The sequence below is a fragment of the Aeribacillus sp. JST-2 genome (assembly GCF_056032925.1).
In genome coordinates this window covers 33680-56728 of the sequence record NZ_JBVVUU010000016.1, presented here as the reverse complement: position 1 = coordinate 56728, position 23049 = coordinate 33680, and the positions used below count along the sequence as shown (strand labels likewise).

Below are 23049 nucleotides of genomic sequence, written 5' to 3'. Positions count from 1 at the left end.
TTTGGGGACGTTTTATACGAAAAAGGGATTTTTAGCGATTACCGAATGAATGCCCAACCAGGCCTCGAATTAAAGTCATATTAGGTTCAGCCAATTGGTTGAGCCTTTTTTGTGTGATCTGAAAAATTAGTCCGATTAAGCCCTGAACTTGTGTAAAAAGGAAGCAGTTTAGTTGGCCAGGAATCTAGGTTTCTGGGCTGGGAGTGAGATTTTACACAATAATTAGGACTTGACCAATTTGCCCACAAGATCTCCACAACTGTTCAAAACTTTGTGGATGAATCCAAAAAATGTTGACAGAACAGTTAGGAAAGATTTGTGTAAATGTGGATAAATCAGGTGTATTTTTGTGGATAATGTGTATAAATAAACCGAAATGAAATAGGACAGAGGTTTTGTTTGTGGAAAACTATTGATGTTGAAAAAAACAATAACCGGCGTTCTTTGCCGGTTATGTCGTTTGAAGCGTTTCCCACTCATTGATCAGCTTTTCCAACTGTTTGTTTAAGGCAACATTTTGTTCATGGATTTCCTGCGCCTGTTCGTGGTCTTGATAAACATTTGGATCACAAAGTTTTTCATCATTTTCCGCAATCTTTTTTTCAATTTCCGCAATTTCGTTCTCAATTTCCTCAATAAGCCGCTGTTTTTGCCTTTCCCGCTTTTTCAGTTCTTTTTCCTGTAGATAAGATCGTTTGCTTTGTTTTCGATTCTCGCTTTCATCCAACATTTTTTCCGATTGAGTCCATTTTTTAAGCTCGGCCATTTCAGCTTTTTTTTCGATGTAATAATCATAGTCGCCTAAATATTCCGTTATCCCATTTGTGGATAATTCAAATATTTTTGTGGCAATTTTGTTAATAAAATAACGGTCGTGGGAAACAAAAAGAATTGTTCCCGGATAATCGATCAAGGCATTTTCCAATACTTCTTTGCTGTCCAGATCAAGGTGGTTTGTCGGCTCATCCATGACAAGGAAATTAGCTTTTTTCAGCATCAGTTTTGCGAGCGCAAGACGAGCCTTCTCGCCCCCGCTTAAAGAGGAGACTGTTTTTAGAACATCATCACCGGAAAATAAAAAATTGCCTAAAACGGTTCGAATCTCCTTTTCCGTTTTTTCTGGATAATCATCCCATAGTTCATGAAGAACACGCTTTGACGATGTTAAATCAGCTTGTTCTTGGTCGTAATAGCCGATTTTTACATTTGAACCGAATTCAATTTTCCCTTCCAGTGGTTTTAACCGATGAAGGATGGTCTTTAATAATGTCGATTTTCCGATGCCGTTTGGTCCAATTAATGCAACGGCATCTTTTCGATGAATGAAAAAGCTTATGCCTGATGCGATCGTTGTTTGGCCATCGTAAGAAAGCGCTAAATCAGATGCTTTCAATACATCATTTCCGCTTTGCCGTTCGATTTCGAAGGAAAAGCGGGCTGATTTCTCGCCGCTGTTTGGTTTATCGATCAATTCCATTTTTTCAAGCATTTTTCTCCGGCTTTGAGCTCTTTTTGTCGTTGAAGCTCTTGCCAGATTTCGTTGAATAAATTCTTTCATTCGGGCGATTTCCTCTTGCTGCTTTTCATATTGTTTCATTTCCCGTTCGTAATTTTCCGCCTTTTGCCTTAAATAGGCGCTGTAGTTTCCAACATACTTCGTGCAAATAGTTTGGGAAATTTCATATATCACTTGAACGACGTTATCCAAGAAATAGCGGTCATGGGAAACAATAAGCACAGCTCCATCATAGCTTTGCAAATAACGCTCAAGCCAGCTTAACGTCTCCATATCAAGATGGTTTGTCGGTTCATCAAGGATAAGCAAATCGGGATTTGTCAAAAGAAGCTTGCCAAGCGCTAATCTAGTCTTTTGGCCTCCGCTTAAAACGGAAATTTTGGTTGAGTAATCATAATCGGAGAAGCCTAATCCATGCAAAACGGAGCGGATGTCCGCCTCGTATTGGTATCCGCCTTTTTCTTTAAATGAATGTTGAAGCAAATCATATTCTTTCATGAAACGTTCCAGTTGGCTGCTTCCTGTAGAGGGATTTATTTCCGCCATTTTTTGTTCAAGGTGTCTCATCTGTTTTTCCATTTTTCGAAGGTCTTCGAATACCGTCAGCATTTCTTCCCAAATCGAACGATCTGATTCCAACCCTGCATTTTGGGCCAGATAACCAATTGTTAAGTCCTTCGGATTTACGATTTCACCTGAATCATATGACATCTCACCGGCAATGATTTTTAATAAAGTTGATTTTCCAGCGCCGTTTCGTCCCACGAGAGCAATTTTATCTCCCGTTTGGATTTCAAGTTTAATATTCGATAGAATAAGATCAGCGCCAAAATATTTCGTAATTTGGTTTAGCTGCAATAACATCATGTTTGTTCACCTCAATCTATGATAGGATTAGTGTAGCTCATAGATTCTCATTCGAGCAAGAAAAGGTCAAGAAATTGTAACAATCATCCAAAAGACAATATGAAAAAAATAGTGTATAGTTTTAATGTAGAGCAGAGTAAAGGCTAAAACGGCTGCGCATTTAAGATGGAGAAGAGCATAGAGCAATTATGCGAACAAAAAAATTGTAAAATTATAGAAACTACTACGTGGAAGCGTTAACACGATCCGCAGTTTTAAACAGCTGTGACCTGAAATGAATAGTTTCGATCGATATCACTGTTCGTTTGTTGATAGCGAGGGATGAACATGAATCAAGATCAATCTAAAATACCGCAAGCAACTGCCAAAAGGTTGCCATTATATTATCGTTTTTTGCAAAATTTGCACGCATCAGGGAAACAACGTGTTTCCTCAAAGGAGCTGAGCGAAGCAGTCAAAGTAGATTCAGCGACGATAAGAAGAGATTTTTCTTATTTTGGAGCATTAGGCAAAAAAGGTTATGGATATAATGTGAATTATTTGTTATCATTTTTTAGAAAGACGCTTGATCAAGATGAATTGACAAAAGTCGCCTTGATTGGAGTCGGAAATTTAGGAACCGCTTTTTTAAAATACAATTTTACGAAAAATAATAACACACAAATTGTGGTTGCTTTTGATGTTCAAGAAGATAAAATAGGAAAGGAAGTTGGGGGAGTTCCTGTCTATCATTTGAATGAACTGGAAACCGTTTTGCCGGAAGACGTGCCGGTAGCCATTTTAACAGTTCCGGCTACAGAGGCGCAAAGCATTACTGATCGTTTAGTGAAAAAAGGAATTAAAGGAATATTGAATTTTACGCCGGCCCGCCTGAATGTTCCGGAAAACATTCGCATCCATCATATTGATTTATCTGTCGAACTGCAGGCGCTTGCATATTTTTTGAAGCATTATTCTGATGAACAATAAAGGAGTGTTCGCATTATGCCGACAATCGGACCTGGGAGCCTGATCCTCATCATCATTGCAGCTCTTCTTATTTTCGGACCGAAAAAACTCCCTGAACTTGGAAAAGCCGCAGGGGATACGTTAAAAGAATTTAAAAAAGCGACAAAAGGATTAACGGACGATAAAGAGGATGAAAAGAAAAAAGAAGAGTGAAAGAATGGATGAAACGTTATGAAAGATAAAAACATGTCTGTGTTGGAACATATAGCAGAGTTGAGAAAACGGCTGATCATTGTAGTCGTTTTCTTTTTCATTGCCTTCATTGCCGGTTTTTTCTTGGCCAAGCCGATCATCGTTTATTTACAGCAGACAAGCGAAGCCAAGCGTTTTGTATTAAATGCCTTTCGCCCCGCTGACCCGTTAATGGTGTATATGCAGTTTACTTTCATTATCGCCGTTGTTTTAACTTTGCCCGTTTTATTTTATCAGTTGTGGGCTTTTATCAGCCCAGGGCTTTATGAAAAAGAAAGGCGAGTGACGTTAAGCTATATTCCCATTTCGCTCATATTGTTTTTTTCAGGTGTAGCGTTCTCTTATTTCGTTTTGTTTCCGTTTGTCATAGATTTTATGGAGCGTATTGCTGATGATTTAAACATTGAGCAAATGATCGGGATCAATGAATATTTTCGGTTTTTGCTGCAGTTAACATTGCCGTTTGGTCTGTTATTCGAATTGCCCGTTGTCATTATGTTTTTCACAAGGCTTGGAATCATCCATCCGGCATTTTTGGTAAAAATCAGAAAATATGCTTATTTTGTTTTGCTCGTCATTGCAGCGATTATTACGCCGCCGGAAATCGTCTCCCATTTAATGGTAACAATTCCGTTGTTGATTTTATATGAAATCAGCATCATTGTTTCAAGATTCGCTTATAAAAGGTCGCAACAATCAAAAGCAAAAGAAGAAAAAAATCCAAAATAAAAGGTGCTGTCCAAAAAACGGTTTTTCAGACGAATTTATGAAAAAAGCAAGACCCAGGAATGCTGTTATATCAACATTCTTGGGTCTTTTACTTGGAAACATGTGAGACTAAAATGAACTTTATAGACAGTCCCTTATTTTTTGTTTTTTCGAAGCTTATAGGAAAAAGCAAACATTCGAAGCGAAACGGCAAAATCAAATGTAGCTAAAACCATCAATATGAATGTCGGGATTGACCACAAACCATCTTTTGCGCTTTGTATTGCCAAATATGTAAATAAAACTCCCATGGTGAAATAAAATAGTCCCATGGAATTCGGATTTAACTTCATACTCTCAGATGCCTCCAATAATTGTTTGAATTTGTTCCATTTGTTGAATCATGTTTTCAATGTCGTCGCGAAATATCGTTTGAATGAGCACAACGATCGTATTCATCATTGTATGGGCAAAAATAGGAACTAAAATTCGTTTTGTTTTGACATATAAAAAGGCAAACGTAAATCCCATCGAAGCATAAAGCAATATGTGTTCGGGCTCGCCATGGACGATCGCAAACAGCAAGGAACTGACAAGAGCGCCGATAAAGAAGTTTGTTTTACGATAGATAGCGCCAAAAATAATTTTTCGAAAGATGATTTCTTCCAAGATCGGGCCTATTATCGATGTGACAATGATCAAATAAGGCGTTACTTCTATCAGATCAATGATCAGCTGAGTGTTTTCCGATCCAGGGCGAATGTTAAATATATATACTTCGATATTTGCGGCAATCGTTTGGACGAAAAAAGCTAAAAAGACTCCCAAAACAGCCCATGCGACAGACTCTGCTGCTGGCGCCGCCTGAATATGGCGTTCTTTGTTTTTGACATCATGGCGGAGGAAAAATAATATCAGTAAAAGCGCTATTGTGAAACTGACAATCGACCAATAGGCTTGAGCTTGAAATAAGCTGTTATTCGGATTCTCGTCCGCACCAATTCCCAGTTTATAAAAAAGCGGCACACCGACAAAAGCAGACAACTGCATAATGGTATACGTAATGATAATCCACCAATCTTGTTTTTTCACCAATGCGTTCCCCTTTAAAAAAATTTATAAATTTATTTTAGCATAAACCGATCGTCAACATTGAGAGAGAATTTTAGATAGAACCGGCCTGTTATTATTTTGCAGCGCCGAGAAATTTTTTTAAAAGATACTTGAAAAATGAATTAGGTTTCTTTAATATAATAATTGGTGTTAGCACTCTATAATAACGAGTGCTAATAAAAAGGCAAATTTTATAAATCTCAAAAGATTTGAGGAGGTTGTTTCCCTTGTTAAAGCCATTAGGTGATCGCGTTGTTATTGAACTTGTTGAGACAGAAGAAAAAACAGCAAGCGGTATCGTTTTGCCTGACACTGCGAAAGAAAAACCGCAGGAAGGCAAAGTAATAGCAGTCGGCTCAGGTCGTGTATTAGATAATGGTGAACGAGTAGCACCTGAAGTTGCTGTTGGCGATCGCATTATCTTCTCAAAATATGCAGGCACTGAAGTAAAATACGAAGGCAAAGAATACTTAATTTTGCGCGAAAGCGACATTTTAGCTGTGATTGGTTAATGGCAGCCACAGCTTGGATATCATAATGAAATAAAATTTTGAGGAGGTTTTCGCAACATGGCAAAGGAAATTAAATTTAGTGAAGAAGCTCGTCGTGCAATGCTGCGCGGTGTTGATAAATTAGCAGATGCTGTTAAAGTAACATTGGGTCCGAAAGGCCGCAACGTTGTACTTGAGAAAAAATTCGGTTCGCCGTTAATTACTAACGACGGGGTAACAATTGCAAAAGAGATCGAATTGGAAGATCCTTTTGAAAACATGGGAGCAAAATTAGTTGCAGAAGTTGCCAGCAAAACAAATGATGTAGCAGGGGACGGTACTACAACTGCAACAGTTTTGGCGCAAGCGATGATCCGCGAAGGTCTTAAAAACGTAACAGCCGGCGCAAATCCTATGGGCGTTCGCAAAGGTATTGAAAAGGCAGTAGCAGTTGCTGTGGAAGAATTAAAAAATATCTCTAAACCAATTGAAGGAAAAGATTCTATCGCACAAGTTGCTGCCATTTCAGCTGCTGATGAAGAAGTAGGACAATTAATCGCTGAAGCAATGGAGCGCGTTGGCAACGACGGTGTCATCACAATTGAAGAATCAAAAGGTTTCTCAACAGAACTTGATGTTGTAGAAGGTATGCAATTCGACCGCGGCTACGCTTCTCCATATATGGTAACAGATTCCGACAAAATGGAAGCTGTTCTTGAAAATCCATATATCTTAATTACTGACAAAAAAATCTCTAACATTCAAGAAATTTTGCCTGTATTAGAACAAGTTGTCCAACAAGGCAAACCGTTGTTAATTATCGCTGAAGATGTTGAAGGCGAAGCTTTAGCTACATTGGTTGTGAACAAACTTCGCGGCACATTCAATGCTGTTGCTGTAAAAGCTCCAGGATTCGGCGACCGCCGCAAAGCGATGTTGGAAGATATCGCAATCCTAACTGACGGTGAAGTCATCACGGAAGACCTTGGATTAGATCTTAAGAGCGCCAATATTTCTCAATTAGGACGCGCTGCAAAAGTTGTTGTTACGAAAGAAACAACTACAATTGTTGAAGGCGCAGGAGCAAGCGATAAAATCGCAGCTCGCGTAAATCAAATTAAAGCTCAATTAGAAGAAACAACTTCCGAATTCGATAAAGAAAAACTTCAAGAGCGCTTGGCAAAACTGGCTGGCGGGGTAGCAGTCATCAAAGTTGGCGCCGCTACTGAAACAGAATTGAAAGAACGCAAACTTCGCATCGAAGACGCTCTGAACTCCACTCGTGCAGCTGTGGAAGAAGGTATCGTCTCCGGCGGTGGTACAGCTCTAGTAAATGTATACAACAAAGTGGCTGAAATTGAAGCAGAAGGCGACATTCAAACTGGCGTCAACATCGTGCTTCGCGCATTAGAAGAACCTGTTCGCCAAATCGCCCATAACGCTGGCCTAGAAGGCTCTGTCATTGTTGAACGCTTGAAAAAAGAAGAAGTCGGCGTCGGCTTTAACGCTGCAACAGGCGAATGGGTGAACATGATTGAAGCCGGAATCGTTGACCCGACAAAAGTTACTCGTTCCGCTCTGCAAAACGCAGCTTCTGTTGCCGCTATGTTCTTAACAACTGAGGCAGTAGTGGCTGACAAACCGGAAGAAAACAAAGGTAACGGCGGTATGCCTGACATGGGCGGAATGGGCGGCATGATGTAATTTGACAAAAAACCCCTTGATTTCAAGGGGTTTTTTTCATGACTATGTCGATTTGGTACCGTTGTGGTGACGAAACTGAAAAAATGATGCTAAAACTAAAATCTCAGAGGCTTCTCATAAGTTCTGAGTTGCTCCCCTTAAGATAGGCAGCCTAAAGGGAAGTTTTTCGATGCATAAAGAATTCAATAATTGTATGCTTATGAAAACAGAGATTGAACTGTTCAAGAGCTTTGTATGAGATTCATTCATGCAATGGGGAAAGAATTTTGAGGATACTCTGTGTCAAATAGACAATATTTATAAAAACTAGGCAACCTTACTTCTTTTTTCAATTGGGGTAAGGCTGTTCATCTTATCCTAGTCAAGTCCAAATTATTTTCTTTATGTCCTCTTCGATCTACTGGTTCTAACGGGGCTGTCTGAAATGAGACGTTTTTTCTTCACTTGCTTTTGTACGTTTTCCATTTTTCTCTGAAGGCATGCCGGCGGATGCCGGCTACTTGATATTTCTTTCCTGATGTACAAGTTCGTGGATATTACCCGAACTACGCTTTGAAAGAATTTGAACGGGAAGGATATAACATCAAGTTCGAAGACGGCGATGAAGAAATTTTAAGAAACGGCACTGTTGACTATTTAGGTTTTAGTTATTATATGTCGACAACCGTGAAAAGCGATGTAGAAAATGATAATACAGCAAATATCGTTAATGGCGGCTTGCCTAATAGTGCAGAAAATCCGTATATTCAATCAAGTGAATGGGGCTGGCCGATTGATCCAACCGGTTTAAGATATACATTAAACCGTTTTTATGATCGATACCAAATTCCATTATTTATTGTAGAAAATGGTTTTGGTGCTGTCGATACGTTAGAAAAGGATGGTTCTGTCCATGACCCGCAAAGAATCGAATATTTAAAAGCGCATATTGAAGCTTTAAAAAAAGCGGTCACCTACGATGGTGTGGATTTAATGGCTATACTCCATGGGGAATTATAGACATTGTGTCGTTTACAACGGGCGAAATGAAAAAACGGTATGGCATGATATACGTTGATCGTGATAATGAAGGAAATGGAACAATGAAGCGGTATAAAAAAGATTCATTTTATTGGTATAAAAATGTCATTCAAACGAATGGCGAAGAATTATAATATATAAACAAATGTAATCCTTATCCGTCCTTCTAATTGGCGGTTGTCCGACCAGAATAACATCAAAAAACAAAAATACAAAAGCGAGCTGGACTCAGTCATTTTTCCCTGAATCCGCTCAGCTTTTCTGTTTTTTTACAACTGTTCAAACGGTATCCATTTTTACATTGGGAATGGAACTTTCCTGTTCAAAGGCATAAGCGAAGCGATACAGATTTGCTTCGTCAAACGGTTTCCCGATCAGTTGCATTCCGATAGGCAATCCCGATTCCGAGAAGCCGCAGGGTACGGAGATGCTGGGGAAACCGTTAAAATTGGTGGGACTTGTCAAGCGAAGCAGCGCGGATCGGACATACTCTTTATTTCCGTGGATATGGACTTCACGCTGGCCAATGTCAGGCGGCAAAATCGGAAGCGTCGGTGTCACAATGACATCCGCTTCGTTGAACGCTTGTTTAAATTCTTGGACAGCGACGTGCCTGAGCTGCTGAGCATGGACATATGTGTGCGCTTTTTCGTCCATGCCGGTCAGCAACCGTTCCCTCACTTCCTGGTCGTATTGCTCAGACTGATCCCGAAGCATGTCTTCGTGTACCGTATAGGCTTCGCTTCGGATGATGATTTGTTGTGCCAATGAAAATTGTTGGATGTGGGGCAGATCGATGACACGCATTTCTGCCCCCAGACTTTCAAACACCTTCAATGCATGCTGCACTTGCTGTTCCACTTCTTCTTCTACATGGTCAAAGTAAAAAGAGGAAGGAACACCGATAACGCTACCCTTAATGCTTTGTCCAACGAAACGGGTGAAATCTTCCTCATCGGTTTTCATGGAGTACGGATCCCGTTCGTCGTATCCGGACAACACGTTTAATAACAGGGCATTGTCCAGTACGGTTCGAGTCATCGGCCCTACATGGTCAAGAGTCCAACTTAACGGATACACCCCGTATTTGCTGACGCGGCCAAAGGTTGGTTTCATGCCGACGATGCCGCAACAACTCGACGGAATCCGGATGGATCCCCCGGTATCCGTTCCCAATGCTGCATAACATAGGGCTGCCGAAACAGCCGCTCCGGAACCGCTGCTCGATCCCCCAGATATTTTTGACAGATGGTGTGGATTTTTCACCGCTCCGAAAGCGGATCGATCTCCTGTCGGACCGTAGGCAAACTCATGGGTATTCAGCTTTCCGATTATTACGGCGCCTGCCTGTGTCAGTTTTTCAACGACGGCCGCGTCGAAATCCGGAATGTAATCTTTGAAAATTTTGGATCCCATCGTGGTGCGGACACTTTTCGTGTAAATTAAATCTTTTAGTCCGATCGGTACACCATGTAGTGGCCCCTTCCAATTGCCGGAGGCGATTTCCCGTTCCGCTTTACGCGCGCTTTCCATCGCTTGTTCATACATCACGGTGATGTATGCGTTTAATTGGGGATTGATCCTGTCGATCTGTTCCAACAAGGTTCCTGTCACTTCAGCCGGTGAAATCTGTTTCTGTTTGAACGCGTTCGACAAATTGGTGACATCCCACTGCAATACATCGGTGTGCTGAGTGTTTGCCATCTTGAAATCTCCTTTCTGTATTTTAGTTATCATTTGTCCTTGGGAGCCTTGTTGGTTACAGACATGCGCTGACCCGGTTTGACAAGGAGCATTGCCAGCATTCCGATCACAACCGCCACAACAGCTGCCGCAAACATGGAAGTATAACCGTATTTGGCCACCAAATAGCCGGTCAGTGTAGGCGCTACAATGGTGGCAATATTGGTGAAAAAGTGTGTCACACCGCCAAAAGTGCCTGCCCGGTTTGGCTCCGTATCAATGATTACTGACCAGTAAACAGAGTTAGGTAGGAAGTTGAACGCATTTCCAAGTGACATCAACACCATTACAGCTACGATGCTGTCGACAGTAGGAATCAGCAGAAAACACACGGCGGTAAGAAATAGGGAAACCACGGCAAGGCCGGAACGGGCAATCCGCAAATTTCCCGTTTTGCGTCGTAGCGCATCCGATATTTTACCGCCCCACAGTACAGTGAAACAGGCTCCCACCCAGGGAATCATACCCAGGTACCAAAGGGAACTGAGCTGAAAGTTGAATACATCTTGCAAATATTTTGGTGTCCAGGTAAGTAAGAGGAAGTTTACATATTGAAACACAAAATAACCAATCGTATTGAAAACTAAAGTGGGATTCCGAAAAAAGTGGTACCATTTCACATTCGTATCGCCTGCTCCCACGTTTTTCTCGTTTTCCAGCAATTCGGATTTCGATCGAATCTCCTCCAGTTCTTCCTTAGACACTTTCGGATGGTCTTCCGGAAAATTGGTGAAGACTTTGTTCCATATGATGACCCAAACAATACCGATTAACCCGAGAATAATAAACATCATTTTCCAGTTAGTCAACGTAAGCAGTGTGACTGCAATAGGAGCGGTTAACAGAGCACCCAATGGGTTACCCAAAAGTCCCAGAGCCGCGACAAAGCCTCGCTCCTTGGGAGCCGCCCAGTTAGCATTAGTACGGTTGATCGTTGAAAAAGTTGGGCCTTCTGCCAAGCCAAACAGTACACGAAACACGGCAAATCCAGCTAGGGCGGAACCGCCGAACAGAGCCAGTCCGATTTCACCCGCAAAGGCGGTGACTATTTCAAACACCGACCAGCCAAGCCCCGCGAGAATCCAGACAAATTTTGGTCCTTTGCGATCCGCCAAAACTCCTCCAAACAAAGCTCCGATCATATAACCATACCCAAAATAACCGAGTACCGCTCCCCAAGAAACGGCATCAAAACCATAAGTGGCGATGATGTCTTTTTGCGCGTAGGATATCGCGCCGCGATCCACATAGTTGATCACCACCATGAAGACGATCATCCCCATGATGAAATAACGATAATTCTTCATTCCCCCCATCCTTTCTCGGTAAAAATTTTATACACAACAATTTATATGCAAAATCCGTGCCAACTCAAAACGTCCACATCAACCATCATATTATTGCAAAAATGCATACTTTTAAATATAATCGTACTATTGCAAAAATGCATACTTTTTAGCTTAACAGATTAAGCATAATGGATTTGGGAAACAAATAATGAGAATTGATTTTCGTGCAAAAATGCATATAATTTATGCATTTTTGCATAATCAAATTACCATTTAATAGGGATGTGAAGATGGATGAACATTCAGTCTGTTTTGGATGCTTTACGAAGCCCCTATGTCTTGCTTGATGTCAAGGGAACCATCCGTGCCATTTCCCTCTCGGATTATTTGGCCGAAAACTTTGATCTAGAGAATGCCGATTTTCAACAGCTGGTGGATAGTGCCATGGAGGAGAAAAAAGTCAAGTTTCATTCCGTCACATTACAGGATAACAGTGAACTGTTAGTTCAATGCAATCCGGTGATGGAACACGGGCAAGTGGTGGGCGTCCTTTGCATTTTAGGAGGGGCTTTTTATGGGGATGCAGAATTGGACGAATTCCGGAATACGAGCTTAGATCTCAAAACCATCTTTGAATCTTCCTATGATGTGATTTACGTGTCGGACGGGGAGGGAGTGACGCTTCGCGTTAGTTCGGCTTGTGAGGAAATCTGGGGGAAGAAACCAGAAGAGCTGGTGGGCAGGAGTGTGCTTGATCTAGAAAAAGAAGGAATCTATAGACCATCGGTTACTCGGCTGGTTTTGGAAAGCCGAGAGAAAGTCCGTGTGATCCAAAAAACTAAAACAGGCCGGACCTTGCTCGTTGTAGGCACGCCCGTAAAGGATAAGAACGGAAAAATCGTCCGTGTCATCAATGCTTCGCGTGATATAACCGAAATTGGGAAACTCCGTGAAGAAGTACAAACCATGAAGGAAATGATGGAACGGTATAAACAAGAAATCAGCCGCTTACGTCTGCATGAAAGCTCCAGCAGCAAGTTGATTTACCGGAGTGTGGCAATGGAGAAGGTAATGAACCAGGCACAAAAAATCTCCGGATTCGATACAACCGTGCTGATAACGGGCGAGTCCGGGGTTGGGAAAGATGTGGTGGCTTCCCTGATTCACGAATGGAGCGACCGTTCCGGGCAACCTTTTGTGAAAATCAACTGCGGGGCCATTCCTGAATCCCTGTTGGAATCGGAGTTGTTTGGCTATGAGCCGGGGGCGTTCACAGGTGCGCAAAAAGGAGGGAAAACCGGCTTGTTTGAGTTAGCCCATCTCGGAACTCTTTTTTTGGACGAAGTTGCCGAACTCCCTCTCACTTTGCAAGTAAAGCTACTGCGCGTGTTACAGGAAAAAGAAATCCGGCGAATTGGCGGATTGCGTTCCATACAAGTCGATGTGCGTTTAATTGCGGCAACCAATCGCAATTTGGAGAAATTAGTGGAACAAGGAGCATTTCGGGAAGATTTATACTACCGATTGAACGTGTTCCCGATTTGGATCCCGCCGTTGCGGAAGCGGGTGGAGGACATTCCATTGCTGGTTCACCATTTCGCTGTCAAATTTAATGAGCGTTACGGCCTGAATAAAAGCTTTTCAGTGGAAGCGATCGCGGAGTTACAGAAGAAACCTTGGAAAGGCAATGTGCGAGAACTGCAAAATCTGGTGGAACGTTTGATCATTTCGTCGGATGAGCCTGTAATCCGGGTTAAGGATGTCAACCATTTCGCGGCTGGTAAAGAACCCTCTCCAATCGAAATAAAAATTCACCGAGAGGTTCCTTTAAAAGAAGCAGTGGGGGCGGCAGAGAAAGCGATACTCGAATTTGCCAAAAAGAAATATGGGACGACCAGTGGCATGGCAAAGGCTTTGGAAGTGGATCAATCCACTGTCAGCCGGAAACTCAGGAAATATTCTTTATGATGAAAAACAAAGAAGGAAGCGTGTAACATCCTTCTCCTAGCGGAATTACTGTCCTTAAAAATTCCCTAGTCGGAAGGTGCCCCGCGTTGGGAACTACGGGTCTCAGGTCAGTTTTTCCATAATTTAGTAAACGTCTTGGTGGCCGCAGTCTACACCGACAGGCCGTTTCGATCTAGACTTTTTGCACCGCTACCAGTGAAGGCATCTGGATACACGTCGACAGCTGACGCTTCCACGTTGCTTATGTTCAGTTTTTTGGCGGTCTCTAAGAGGCCATCATCGATCCTTATACGAGACTGCTCACCAATAAGATTATTGAATACCTGAACGAAAGAGTATTGAAGTGCTTATCATAAGTTTGTCCTGTACAATCTAAAAAATACACGTGTTCTAAATCGGTGTTGGTTTCTGTAACCGTATGCTATCGCGACTTTAATGTTCGGATTAAATACAGTATCTATGTTAGCTCTACTATTAGTTGCTTTAAGCAGTAAAACAATTTTTATAATAAGGAAGGAATTGATGTCGGTTCACCCAAAGGAGTTATCCGTTCAAGCAGGGAAATTGGGATATTATCAGATGAGGAAACGATCATTGCATTAAAAATGGTAGATGACCGAAATTTAACAGTTCATACATATAATGAAAAATTTTTAGCAATCTTCATAAATACTATCATCTTCTCTATAACTGGATTATCCGAATAATCGAGAGAAAATATTAAAGGTGGCTGCAATTTTTCAGCGCCTCTGCCAAGTTGATATGTTTGGTTTGTTCCTGGGACCCCGGTACAGCGCCATTTCTATATGTTTTGTCGGCGACAGTTGGTTAAGTTCATCCTTTTGATTTAGAGGCTAGGGCTAGTCTTCTTTACTCATCCTCATGGATAGAGAAACCGATTCATTTACTTTTTTTCTCAAAAATCTAAACTTGCAACAACAGACAAAAATGCCATTAGTAAAAAAACAAAAATCCATAAATAGTAGTGTTAACTTTTTTCTTGTTTATATAAGCAAGTAGTTATATACTTATAAATAAGAACCGTGTCAAGGATCAAAACATAATTGGATTGGCTAATAAATGATTTTTTGTTTATATATAAGTTAATAATTATATATCTATTTAACGAAGGAGGCGTTCTCATGGCAAAAACGGTAGTGGAAATAGAAAAAGCAGCACACACTTTCAAACTGCTTGGTGATAAAACACGTTTAACGATCATGGCCATTTTAAAACAACGCGAGTGTTGTGTTTGCGAACTTCTTGAAGTGTTTGATATGAGTCAACCGTCGATTAGCCAGCATCTTCGCAAGTTAAAGGATGCGGGATTCGTAAAAGAGGATAGGAGGGGGCAGTGGATTTATTATTCCCTCAATCGACAAAGTGAGTTATATCCTTTCATTCAAGATATTCTGCAGCATATTCCGGATCAAACAGAACATCTTCGCAAAATTGAGGAAAACAGCCCTGCGCTCCGTTGCGGTTGTTAACTGTCATAAGGTAATATCACAAGTTCTATGAAAAAAAGTGAAAATGTATGTCCGAAAAATGATGGGAAATCCCCGTCGTTTGCCCTTGACAAACACGCCAATGGATTTTTTTAAGGTCAAGTCCTAATGCTTGTGTAAAAAACCGACACCCAGTTAGCAAACTTATGTCTCCCTTTGTGTCCGCTTATTTTTCATAAATTAAACTTCATCTTTTTTTAAGAATGACAAGATCAGGAGGGGAAAAATGAGAAATACGGGGAAAAAACGTCTGTCGTTCCTGGATCGATACTTAACGCTTTGGATTTTCTTTGCAATGGCAGCAGGAATTGGCTTAAGTTTCATCTTTCCAAACTTTGTAGACGGAATAAACGGTTTGCAGATAGGAACGACATCGGTTCCAATTGCCATCGGCTTAATTTTCATGATGTATCCTCCGTTGGCAAAAGTTCGCTATGAGGAAATTGGGCGCGTCTTTAAAGATGTGAAAGTATTAGTGTTATCGCTCGTACAAAACTGGATAATTGGACCGATATTCATGTTTGTATTGGCGGTTATATTTTTGCCGGATAAGCCGGAATACATGGTCGGACTTATCCTAATCGGTTTGGCACGTTGCATTGCAATGGTGATTGTCTGGAATGATTTAGCGAAAGGAGACAGAGAGTACGCAGCTGGACTTGTGGCGTTTAACTCTGTATTCCAAATGCTGTTTTTCTCTGTTTATGCGTACGTGTTTGTGACGATCATTCCGGAATGGTTGGGACTAGAAGGTGCTGTCGTTTCTATTACTATGATGGAAGTTGCGAAGTCGGTATTCATTTACTTAGGTATTCCGTTTCTTGGCGGAATGTTGACTCGCTTTGTGTTGGTGAAAGCAAAGGGAAGACAATGGTATGAAAAAGCATTCATTCCGAAAATCAGCCCGATTACATTGATTTCTTTATTGTTTACGATTATTGTCATGTTCTCTTTAAAAGGCGATGCGATCGTAAGCTTGCCGTTGGATGTAGTAAGAGTCGCCATTCCATTGTTTATTTACTTTGTCTTGATGTTCTTCGTTTCCTTCTTCCTAGGGAAGAAATTTGGAGCGGGCTACCCTGTAACGACAACACTTGCTTTTACGGCCGGCAGCAATAACTTTGAGTTAGCGATTGCCGTAGCTGTTGGCGTGTTTGGGATCCATTCCGGTGCAGCATTTGCCGCCGTCATTGGCCCGCTTGTCGAAGTGCCTGTTATGATTGCGTTGGTCAACGTGGCATTATGGTTGCAGCGAAAATACTTTCAAACAAAATCAGTACAGTACGAACAGCAAAGGTGGAATGAAACATGAAAAACAAAAAGATTATTTACTTCTTATGCACAGGCAACTCTTGCCGCAGCCAAATGGCGGAAGGATGGGCAAAAAAATATCTTGGTGGTGAATGGGAAGTGTACAGCGCCGGCATCGAAGCCCACGGATTAAATCCAAATGCGGTAAAAGTCATGAAAGAAGCAGGGATTGACATTTCTAATCAAACATCTGATGTGATTGATCCGGAAATTTTGAATAAAGCCGATCTCGTTGTGACGTTATGCGGCCATGCGGCAGACCATTGTCCGGTAACACCGCCAAACGTGAAACGAGTCCATTGGGGATTTGAAGATCCGGCAAAGGCGGAAGGAACGGAAGAGGAAAAATTAGCGGTATTCCGCCGCGTCCGCGATGAAATCTGCGCACGCATCAAAAAATTTGCTGAAACTGGCGAATAAAACTGAACGAACAGCCGAGAGGAATCTTCTCGGCTGATTTTATATTAAGTTGATAACAATACTTCATCATACAAAGGACGAGACATGTCGCAGAGTTTTAATTTGCAAATAATAGAATAAAAATATATGAAGGCGTGGGAGAGGTGAGTGTGTATGTTCGAGATGTGAGTTGAGGAAAAGGAGTAGGAAAACAACTTCTAGAAGGCATGATCAAAGAATCAGAGGCAAAAGGATTTTGAACATTAACCGTGGGAATTTTCTGAAAATATACCAAGTCTACGTTTGCATCATAGTGTTGGATTTCGCAAAGTCGGTATAAGGCAACGTATAGGAAAGTTAAATGGGGTATGGCGTGATGTGTTATTGCTTGAGCGCCGAAGTCCAGTTGTAGGCATAGATTACTTCTAACCGTGCTTAACTGGCTTGGAAAGTGACCGTCCACATACTTGGAGTTTACTTAAAATTATTTCATGGACGAAAGAAAGGCGGGAGGCTCCGCCTTTCTTAACAACATTCCGCTGATTGTCCCTTTGTACAGCAATCTTTATGTTTAACTTCTCGCTTAGCAGTAAAAAATCGTTTGAGATTTTCAGGAATGACATATGGTTCTTTTCTTCTCTCTTCTCGATTTTGTCCGGCGCCATAGATTTCTTTTAAGATGGCATCCATGATGAGCGATTTTGGAGCTTCTGTATATTCCTTTCCATTATAAATCCATACCCGGCAATTAACATTAGAACCCGTAATGGAACTGCATGTATCACAGTTGCTTTCTTTTGCGATCAACTGAATATCTTTTCCATTAATTCTAATGGTTGGTGAACTGGCAAAATGTAATGCTTCTGCTTGCTCTTCATTTTCAACCAAAATTTTGTTCACTCTCACGTCATAACCTATGGTTTTTAACAAATTGGCAATTTCAGTTATCGCTTCGTTTAGATTTTCTTCCGTTCCTTTGCAGCGAGTACATACCTCAAGGTCAATGTACATAAAATCAATCGTTAGTTGTTTTCTCTCCTGCCGTACAACTTCCGTTTGTGATCCGCATTTGCATCCGCTAGAGCCCGAATTTTTTGTTTGATTAATCTGGCAGTTAGACATCAAAAAAACCTCCTGTTTTCATAAATGTTATATTCATCTAGAAAGACGGAGGTTTTTTAAAAAGGACGCAAAACTTGTTTTAATTCATCAATTTCCCGGCAGGAGCAATTTCCCTTATTCAAACGGTAATCAAGGATATTTCCATAATGATCGAACTCTAAATGACAGCAATCAAGAAGTATATTTTTTAACTTCTCTCTCCCTCGTTGAACCCTTGACTTGGCACCTGACAAAGATATACCTAATTTTTCCGCCAACTCCTTTTGGGTATGTTGTTCTAATTCAACATAGATAAGAGCTTCTTTATACTTTTCAGGGAGTTGTTCCATCAAGTCTTTTAACCATGTGGCAACTATTTTATTCTTGTTGTTCTCGTAAGTTATATCGGTTTCATTTGGAAGTATCTGCTGCTTTTTTGCATCCAATAATTTAATTTGGCTTTTAGCTTGGTAACGATAAAAATCAATGATGGCGTTTCTCGTTATTTGATATACCCACGAACGTAGTTTATCTTCCTCTTTAAGGTCGGGCAAATGATGATGGATTTTCATAAACACTTCTTGAAGAATATCTTCACAATCTTGATCATTTTTAACACGAGCTCTAATGAACTTTTTTAAAGAGAGTCTGAATTCTTGCCAAACTTCATGGAGACAAAGCTGTTTGATACTAGCACCTCCTTTATTTAAACTTGAGAATTGTTGATTAAAAGGAGCCAAATGACAAGTGAAAACGTTTAAAAAACGCACCTGAAAAAGATAAACATGTACCTTTCAGGTGCGGAATCTGTTTTTTCTGTTTCTGGCCAATCCGTCTTTGCACAATAAGCAAATATTTATTATGGGCGTAAAATGTTTATGAAATACCAGCTGCTTCAGCCAAATATTCGACTAGATGCAACACACGCACAGATTGAGAGAGTTTCTCGCGTTCGACCCCAAGCTTCATCTGGATGAGACAACCTGGGTTGGTCGTAATAATTACGGACGCACCAGTCGCCTTCGTATTCTTCATTTTTTCATCGAGGATGTCCATTGATGCATCATAGTTAATAATATTATAGATTCCTGCTGAACCGCAGCACATGTTTGCTTGCTCCATTTCGATAAAATCAATTCCTGAAACACTTTTTAAAAGATCTATTGGTTCATCAGTCACTTTTTGAACATTGGTCATATGACACGAAGGTTGATATGTTACACGTTCTTCAGGGTTTGCCCGCAGATTAGGCAGTCCGCCGCAAGCGACTAGCACTTGGCTGATATCTCTTGATTTTGCAGTAAACGCAGCAGCTCTCTCAGCCCATTCTTGATCATCAGCGAGCAGATGATCATATTCGTGCAGCATAGCGCCGCATCCTCCGGCATTATTCACAATAAAATCTACGTTCTCTTGTTCAAATGCGGCGATGTTTTGTTTAGCGAGTCGCTTCGCTTCTTCGATTTCACCAGAGTGCGCATGAAGTGCACCGCAGCATGTCTGATTGGGGACTACGATCACATCGCAACCCGCTTCCGCAAGCAGTTGTACAGACAATCTGTTGATACGATGAAAAATGGCATCCATGACGCACCCAGTAAAAAAGGCGACCGTATACTTTTTTTCACCTTTTGCTTTTACTCTGGAAGGAGCTTGTTTGCGCTCTGCAGGTGAAACTGCTTGAGACATTGTCGCTTCGAATTCGCCTAGATGATAAGGCAGCTTCTTCATGATGCCGGATTTGCGCATTGCTTTTTGCAGCCCGCTTTTTTCATAAAGCCAAAATGTATTGCCGATCATATTCATGGCCGTTTTACTTGGGAATACGTTCTGAAACATTGTTTTTCGCAGCAGACGAACAGGAGCTTTAAATTTTTTCCGTTTGACGAGTGCAGTCCGGGCTGATTCAAGAATTGAACCATATTCCACTCCGGTTGGACAAACGGTTTCACAAGCGCGGCATCCTAGGCACAAGTTCAGCGGCTCTTCAAGTATTGATAAATCAGTAATTCTCCCTTCGCCAACCATTTTCACCAGATTAATTCGGCCGCGTGGAGAATGTGTTTCTTTTCTCATCGTCACATATGTCGGGCAGACAGGCAGACAATAACCGCATTGTACACATCTGTTCGTTTTATCATATTGAAATTCTTCCCTCAGTTGTTCAAGCGATTGTTTCATGCTAACTCAACTCCAATTTCTGACCCTGTTCCGGGAAAATTTTTCCTGGGTTCATGATGTTGTTTGGGTCCCATGCGGCTTTAATACGTTTCATCATGTCAAGGCCGATCGACCCTAATTCCATTTCCATAAAAGGAGCCTTCATTGTTCCGATGCCGTGCTCGCCGGAAAGCGTTCCGCCAAGTTCAACTGCTGCTTTAAAAATTTCAGCAACAGCTTGTTCTACGCGGCGCATTTCTTCTTTGTCGTTTTTATCGCAAATAATGTTTGGATGCAGGTTGCCATCACCTGCATGACCGAATACGACGAGGTGGACATTATACTTCTCCCGAATTTCCTGTAATTTTGCGCACATTTGTGGGATTTTGCTTCGGGGCACGGTGGCATCTTCCGAAATTTTGGTTGGTTTGATACGTACGATAGCCGGAGATACCAGTTTTCGGGCTTTCCAGATTTCCGCTTTCTCAGTTTCATTTTGTGGGATGCGGACAGTTCTTGCCCCTACCAGATAACATAGTTCAGCTGCTTGTTTGATCTCTTCTTTTAAAGCGACAGGATGGCCGTCCAGTTCAATGAGAATAATCGCTTCCGCATCAACGGGCAAACCTAAAGGTTCGTAATTTTCCACTGCGACAATAGAGGCTTGATCCATTAACTCCATTTTGGCAGGCAAAATACCTGATGATAAGATTTTTGAAATGGCGCTTCCGGCATCAACCAAACTATCAAATACTGCCATAATGGTTTCTGAAGCAGGAGGCTTTGGAAGGAGGCGCAAAATGGCTTTTGTAATAATGCCTAAGGTGCCTTCTGATCCGACGATGAGTTTGGTTAAATCATAACCGGTTACATTTTTTACGGTGCGTCCTCCAGTTTGAATAATTTCCCCTTCAGGAGTAATAACCTCCAAACCGATCACATAATCTTTCGTTACTCCGTATTTTAATCCTCTTGGTCCTCCTGAGTTCTCGGCTAAATTTCCGCCAATGGTAGATACGTGTGAACTGCTTGGATCTGGGGGATACATTAAACCTTTTTTCTCGGCCGCTTTGTGAATATCCGCTGTTAATACTCCTGGGGATACAACGGCAATTAAGTCTTCTTCATGAATTTCCAGGATATCGTCTAAAACCGATAAATCCAATACCATGCCGCCTTTTACCGGCAGCGGGCCGCCGCTTAATGATGTGGCTTGGCCGCGAGGATAAACAGGAATCTTCTCCCGGTTGGCAAGTTTCACTAGCGATGCCAATTCTTCCACACTCTTTGTTTGAATGACAACATCCGGCAGATATGTTCCGAAGGATCCGTCGAATGAATAGCTGAAACGATCGCTCTCATCAGTGAGTACTTTACCGGTTTTAACTATTGATTTAATCTCTTCAATATGACTCGGTGTAACTACCTTCATATGAATCTCTCACTTCCTATTTCACTAAATTGTATAATCTTTTAAGAAAAGACTTAATTTTTTCGGCATTTTTTAAACGGATGAGACATTGGGTTTTAGCAAGCTCCGGTTTTTCCGCTTCGATGGTAGGCAATATTGTGAAGTTCTTGGTATTAAGCTCATCGTTTTTGTTTTAACTCCACATTAGAAGTGATACGTTTTCAAAAGTTTGAATAATTGTATGATGAAAGTCGATGTCGGCCTTCGCTGAAATATTCCCTATTTCTATTGATCTATTTTTTTAATATTTGATTCATTTGTTCCAATCGTTCAGGTGTGCGGCAGCTGAATGTGCTGCTTGAGGTTCAAAATTTTCTCATTTCATATAAAAATTTAATACTTCGCTCTCAATTCGAATACGCTGCGATTTTGTTGTTTCTTTGGATCCCTCCTGTCTTCTTGAGGAGGGAAAAACACATGCAGCATACTTAAATCCTTACGAATTAGATTCTCTACTTTACACCGAATTGGGCAGCCAGCTCCATTTTTGTTGGCAGCTTGGAGCAAGGGGAATTTCCCATTTCCATTTGGTTTAATAATTCACAAGAATCATTTGCGAAACTTTTTCTTTTTTGGCAGTTGGCACTCCTTTCTTTTACTGCTTTAATAAAATAGGGAAAAATTTGTATAACAAATTTAATTCAAATTTATAAGTGTTTTTTGGAATTGATGATTTGAAATACTTTATTTTACAATTATAATAAACAAAAAAAAGAAAAAAAACAAGGCGGGCAGTGGAATTTGTATTACGAATTTGTATTACAAAAAATTGTTATTGACATTACTTTTCAACACTGTAAAAGGAAAGGTTTTTAAATTAATTGAAATGTAAACACTTACATTCCGTGAGGTTTTTTTGCCTTCATCTTGTAAAAGTGGGTTGAATCTTAATTGCAAATAAATGAAAGCAACGCGGTGCTGTCTGAAAAGCTCATTTTAGTGTCACATGTTTCCAAATAAAAAACCAAAGAATGTTGATTTAACAGCTTTGGTCTTACTTTTTTCATGCTGAAAACTATTTTTCGGATTCATCTTAATCCGTATAACTTGTAATTTAAATGAAATTGACGGAGAAGGTGCATGATTTCTGACATAGTATCTTTGGGGAAACGAACGACACTTTAAAAAGCTACTAAGTGAATTGTACTTTTTCTTATTGTGAAAAAGGATATATTTGGAATTTAACAGTTCAAAATATGGCTAAGAAAAACAAACAGAATGTTTATGAAAAAAGGAAATTATTGCGAGATCGGAATGGGCGTGAAATACCGTATTTATAATTATCCCGTTAAACTCTGTTATAGGCATGTATTCATTTGGCATAAATCTAATAAACACCCCCATGATTAAATCATGCATTTAATAAAATCTCAGCAAAACTTTCTTTATTAGCCTCTAAGCAAATCTCACAGATTGACTCTCCATAGCTATAAAATGAGCTTGGACAGTCCCGATTACTTAAACTATACTGGAAGTGACC

19 protein-coding genes and 1 pseudogene are annotated in these 23049 nt (G+C 40.8%); 11 read left to right on the top strand and 9 right to left on the bottom strand.

The window, feature by feature from the left end:
* Positions 1-451 precede the first annotated feature (451 nt).
* Complete coding sequence (locus tag AC0KTX_RS10010; protein WP_474252060.1) at positions 452-2383, bottom strand: ABC-F family ATP-binding cassette domain-containing protein; 1932 nt, start codon at positions 2381-2383, stop codon at positions 452-454.
* Positions 2384-2710: 327 nt separating this feature from the next.
* On the opposite strand from AC0KTX_RS10010, the gene AC0KTX_RS10005 reads away from it, so the two are divergent.
* The 3 genes from AC0KTX_RS10005 to tatC are packed head-to-tail and all read left to right on the top strand — an operon-like array spanning position 2711 to position 4312.
* Complete coding sequence (locus AC0KTX_RS10005) at positions 2711-3352, top strand: redox-sensing transcriptional repressor Rex (RefSeq protein ID WP_474252059.1); 642 nt, start codon at positions 2711-2713, stop codon at positions 3350-3352.
* Positions 3353-3367: 15 nt separating this feature from the next.
* Entirely contained in the window at positions 3368-3544 is a 177-nt protein-coding gene (gene tatA, locus AC0KTX_RS10000; protein ID WP_474252058.1) for a twin-arginine translocase TatA/TatE family subunit, read from the top strand.
* Between the two features lie 18 nt (positions 3545-3562).
* Positions 3563-4312, top strand: coding sequence for a twin-arginine translocase subunit TatC (gene tatC, locus AC0KTX_RS09995; RefSeq protein WP_474252057.1), 750 nt, complete (start codon positions 3563-3565; stop codon positions 4310-4312).
* A gap of 134 nt (positions 4313-4446) precedes the next feature.
* Here tatC and AC0KTX_RS09990 read toward each other — a convergent pair whose 3' ends face one another.
* Positions 4447-4602, bottom strand: a complete 156-nt coding sequence (locus AC0KTX_RS09990; RefSeq protein ID WP_474252068.1) for a YdiK family protein — start codon at positions 4600-4602, stop codon at positions 4447-4449.
* A 46-nt stretch (positions 4603-4648) separates the two neighbouring features.
* Positions 4649-5383: a lysostaphin resistance A-like protein gene (locus AC0KTX_RS09985; protein WP_474252056.1), complete on the bottom strand. Its 735-nt coding sequence runs from the start codon at positions 5381-5383 to the stop codon at positions 4649-4651.
* A gap of 248 nt (positions 5384-5631) precedes the next feature.
* Between AC0KTX_RS09985 and groES the strand changes: the two genes are divergently transcribed.
* From groES to bglA, 3 genes and pseudogenes are all read left to right on the top strand, one after another.
* Positions 5632-5916: a co-chaperone GroES gene (groES, locus tag AC0KTX_RS09980; RefSeq protein ID WP_474252055.1), complete on the top strand. Its 285-nt coding sequence runs from the start codon at positions 5632-5634 to the stop codon at positions 5914-5916.
* A 57-nt stretch (positions 5917-5973) separates the two neighbouring features.
* Entirely contained in the window at positions 5974-7599 is a 1626-nt protein-coding gene (gene groL, locus AC0KTX_RS09975) for a chaperonin GroEL (RefSeq protein WP_474252054.1), read from the top strand.
* A 504-nt stretch (positions 7600-8103) separates the two neighbouring features.
* Positions 8104-8753 (top strand): annotated as a pseudogene (gene bglA / locus AC0KTX_RS09970) (6-phospho-beta-glucosidase BglA); the annotation flags it as partial.
* Between the two features lie 145 nt (positions 8754-8898).
* On the opposite strand, the gene AC0KTX_RS09965 reads toward bglA, so the two are convergent.
* Complete coding sequence (locus tag AC0KTX_RS09965) at positions 8899-10323, bottom strand: amidase (protein ID WP_474252053.1); 1425 nt, start codon at positions 10321-10323, stop codon at positions 8899-8901.
* A 29-nt stretch (positions 10324-10352) separates the two neighbouring features.
* Positions 10353-11669, bottom strand: a complete 1317-nt coding sequence (locus tag AC0KTX_RS09960; RefSeq protein WP_474252052.1) for an MFS transporter — start codon at positions 11667-11669, stop codon at positions 10353-10355.
* Positions 11670-11945: 276 nt separating this feature from the next.
* Here AC0KTX_RS09960 and AC0KTX_RS09955 point away from each other — a divergent pair, with 276 nt between their 5' ends.
* From AC0KTX_RS09955 to arsC, 5 genes are all read left to right on the top strand, one after another.
* Positions 11946-13619 carry a sigma-54 interaction domain-containing protein gene (locus tag AC0KTX_RS09955; RefSeq protein WP_474252051.1) on the top strand — a complete coding sequence of 558 codons (1674 nt, stop codon included), beginning with the start codon at positions 11946-11948 and terminating at the stop codon, positions 13617-13619.
* A gap of 518 nt (positions 13620-14137) precedes the next feature.
* Complete coding sequence (locus tag AC0KTX_RS09950; RefSeq protein ID WP_474252067.1) at positions 14138-14326, top strand: nucleotidyltransferase substrate binding protein; 189 nt, start codon at positions 14138-14140, stop codon at positions 14324-14326.
* 435 nt (positions 14327-14761) lie between these two features.
* On the top strand, positions 14762-15109 hold the full coding sequence (locus AC0KTX_RS09945) for an ArsR/SmtB family transcription factor (RefSeq protein ID WP_474252050.1): 348 nt from the start codon (positions 14762-14764) through the stop codon (positions 15107-15109).
* 244 nt (positions 15110-15353) lie between these two features.
* On the top strand, positions 15354-16439 hold the full coding sequence (gene arsB / locus AC0KTX_RS09940) for an ACR3 family arsenite efflux transporter (protein ID WP_474252049.1): 1086 nt from the start codon (positions 15354-15356) through the stop codon (positions 16437-16439).
* The gene (gene arsC, locus AC0KTX_RS09935) at positions 16436-16858 is read left to right on the top strand and encodes an arsenate reductase (thioredoxin) (RefSeq protein ID WP_474252048.1); all 423 of its coding nucleotides are present in this window, start codon (positions 16436-16438) and stop codon (positions 16856-16858) included. Before arsB ends, arsC begins: the two co-directional genes overlap by 4 nt.
* 504 nt (positions 16859-17362) lie before the next feature.
* On the opposite strand, the gene AC0KTX_RS09930 is transcribed toward arsC, so the two are convergent.
* From AC0KTX_RS09930 to AC0KTX_RS09915, 4 genes are all read right to left on the bottom strand, one after another.
* Complete coding sequence (locus tag AC0KTX_RS09930; protein WP_474252047.1) at positions 17363-17959, bottom strand: DUF2703 domain-containing protein; 597 nt, start codon at positions 17957-17959, stop codon at positions 17363-17365.
* A 56-nt stretch (positions 17960-18015) separates the two neighbouring features.
* Entirely contained in the window at positions 18016-18678 is a 663-nt protein-coding gene (gene sigZ / locus AC0KTX_RS09925; protein WP_474252046.1) for an RNA polymerase sigma factor SigZ, read from the bottom strand.
* A 136-nt stretch (positions 18679-18814) separates the two neighbouring features.
* Positions 18815-20119, bottom strand: coding sequence for a (Fe-S)-binding protein (locus AC0KTX_RS09920; RefSeq protein ID WP_474252045.1), 1305 nt, complete (start codon positions 20117-20119; stop codon positions 18815-18817).
* Position 20120: 1 nt separating this feature from the next.
* Positions 20121-21530 carry an FAD-binding oxidoreductase gene (locus AC0KTX_RS09915; protein WP_474252044.1) on the bottom strand — a complete coding sequence of 470 codons (1410 nt, stop codon included), beginning with the start codon at positions 21528-21530 and terminating at the stop codon, positions 20121-20123.
* Positions 21531-23049: the final 1519 nt, after the last annotated feature.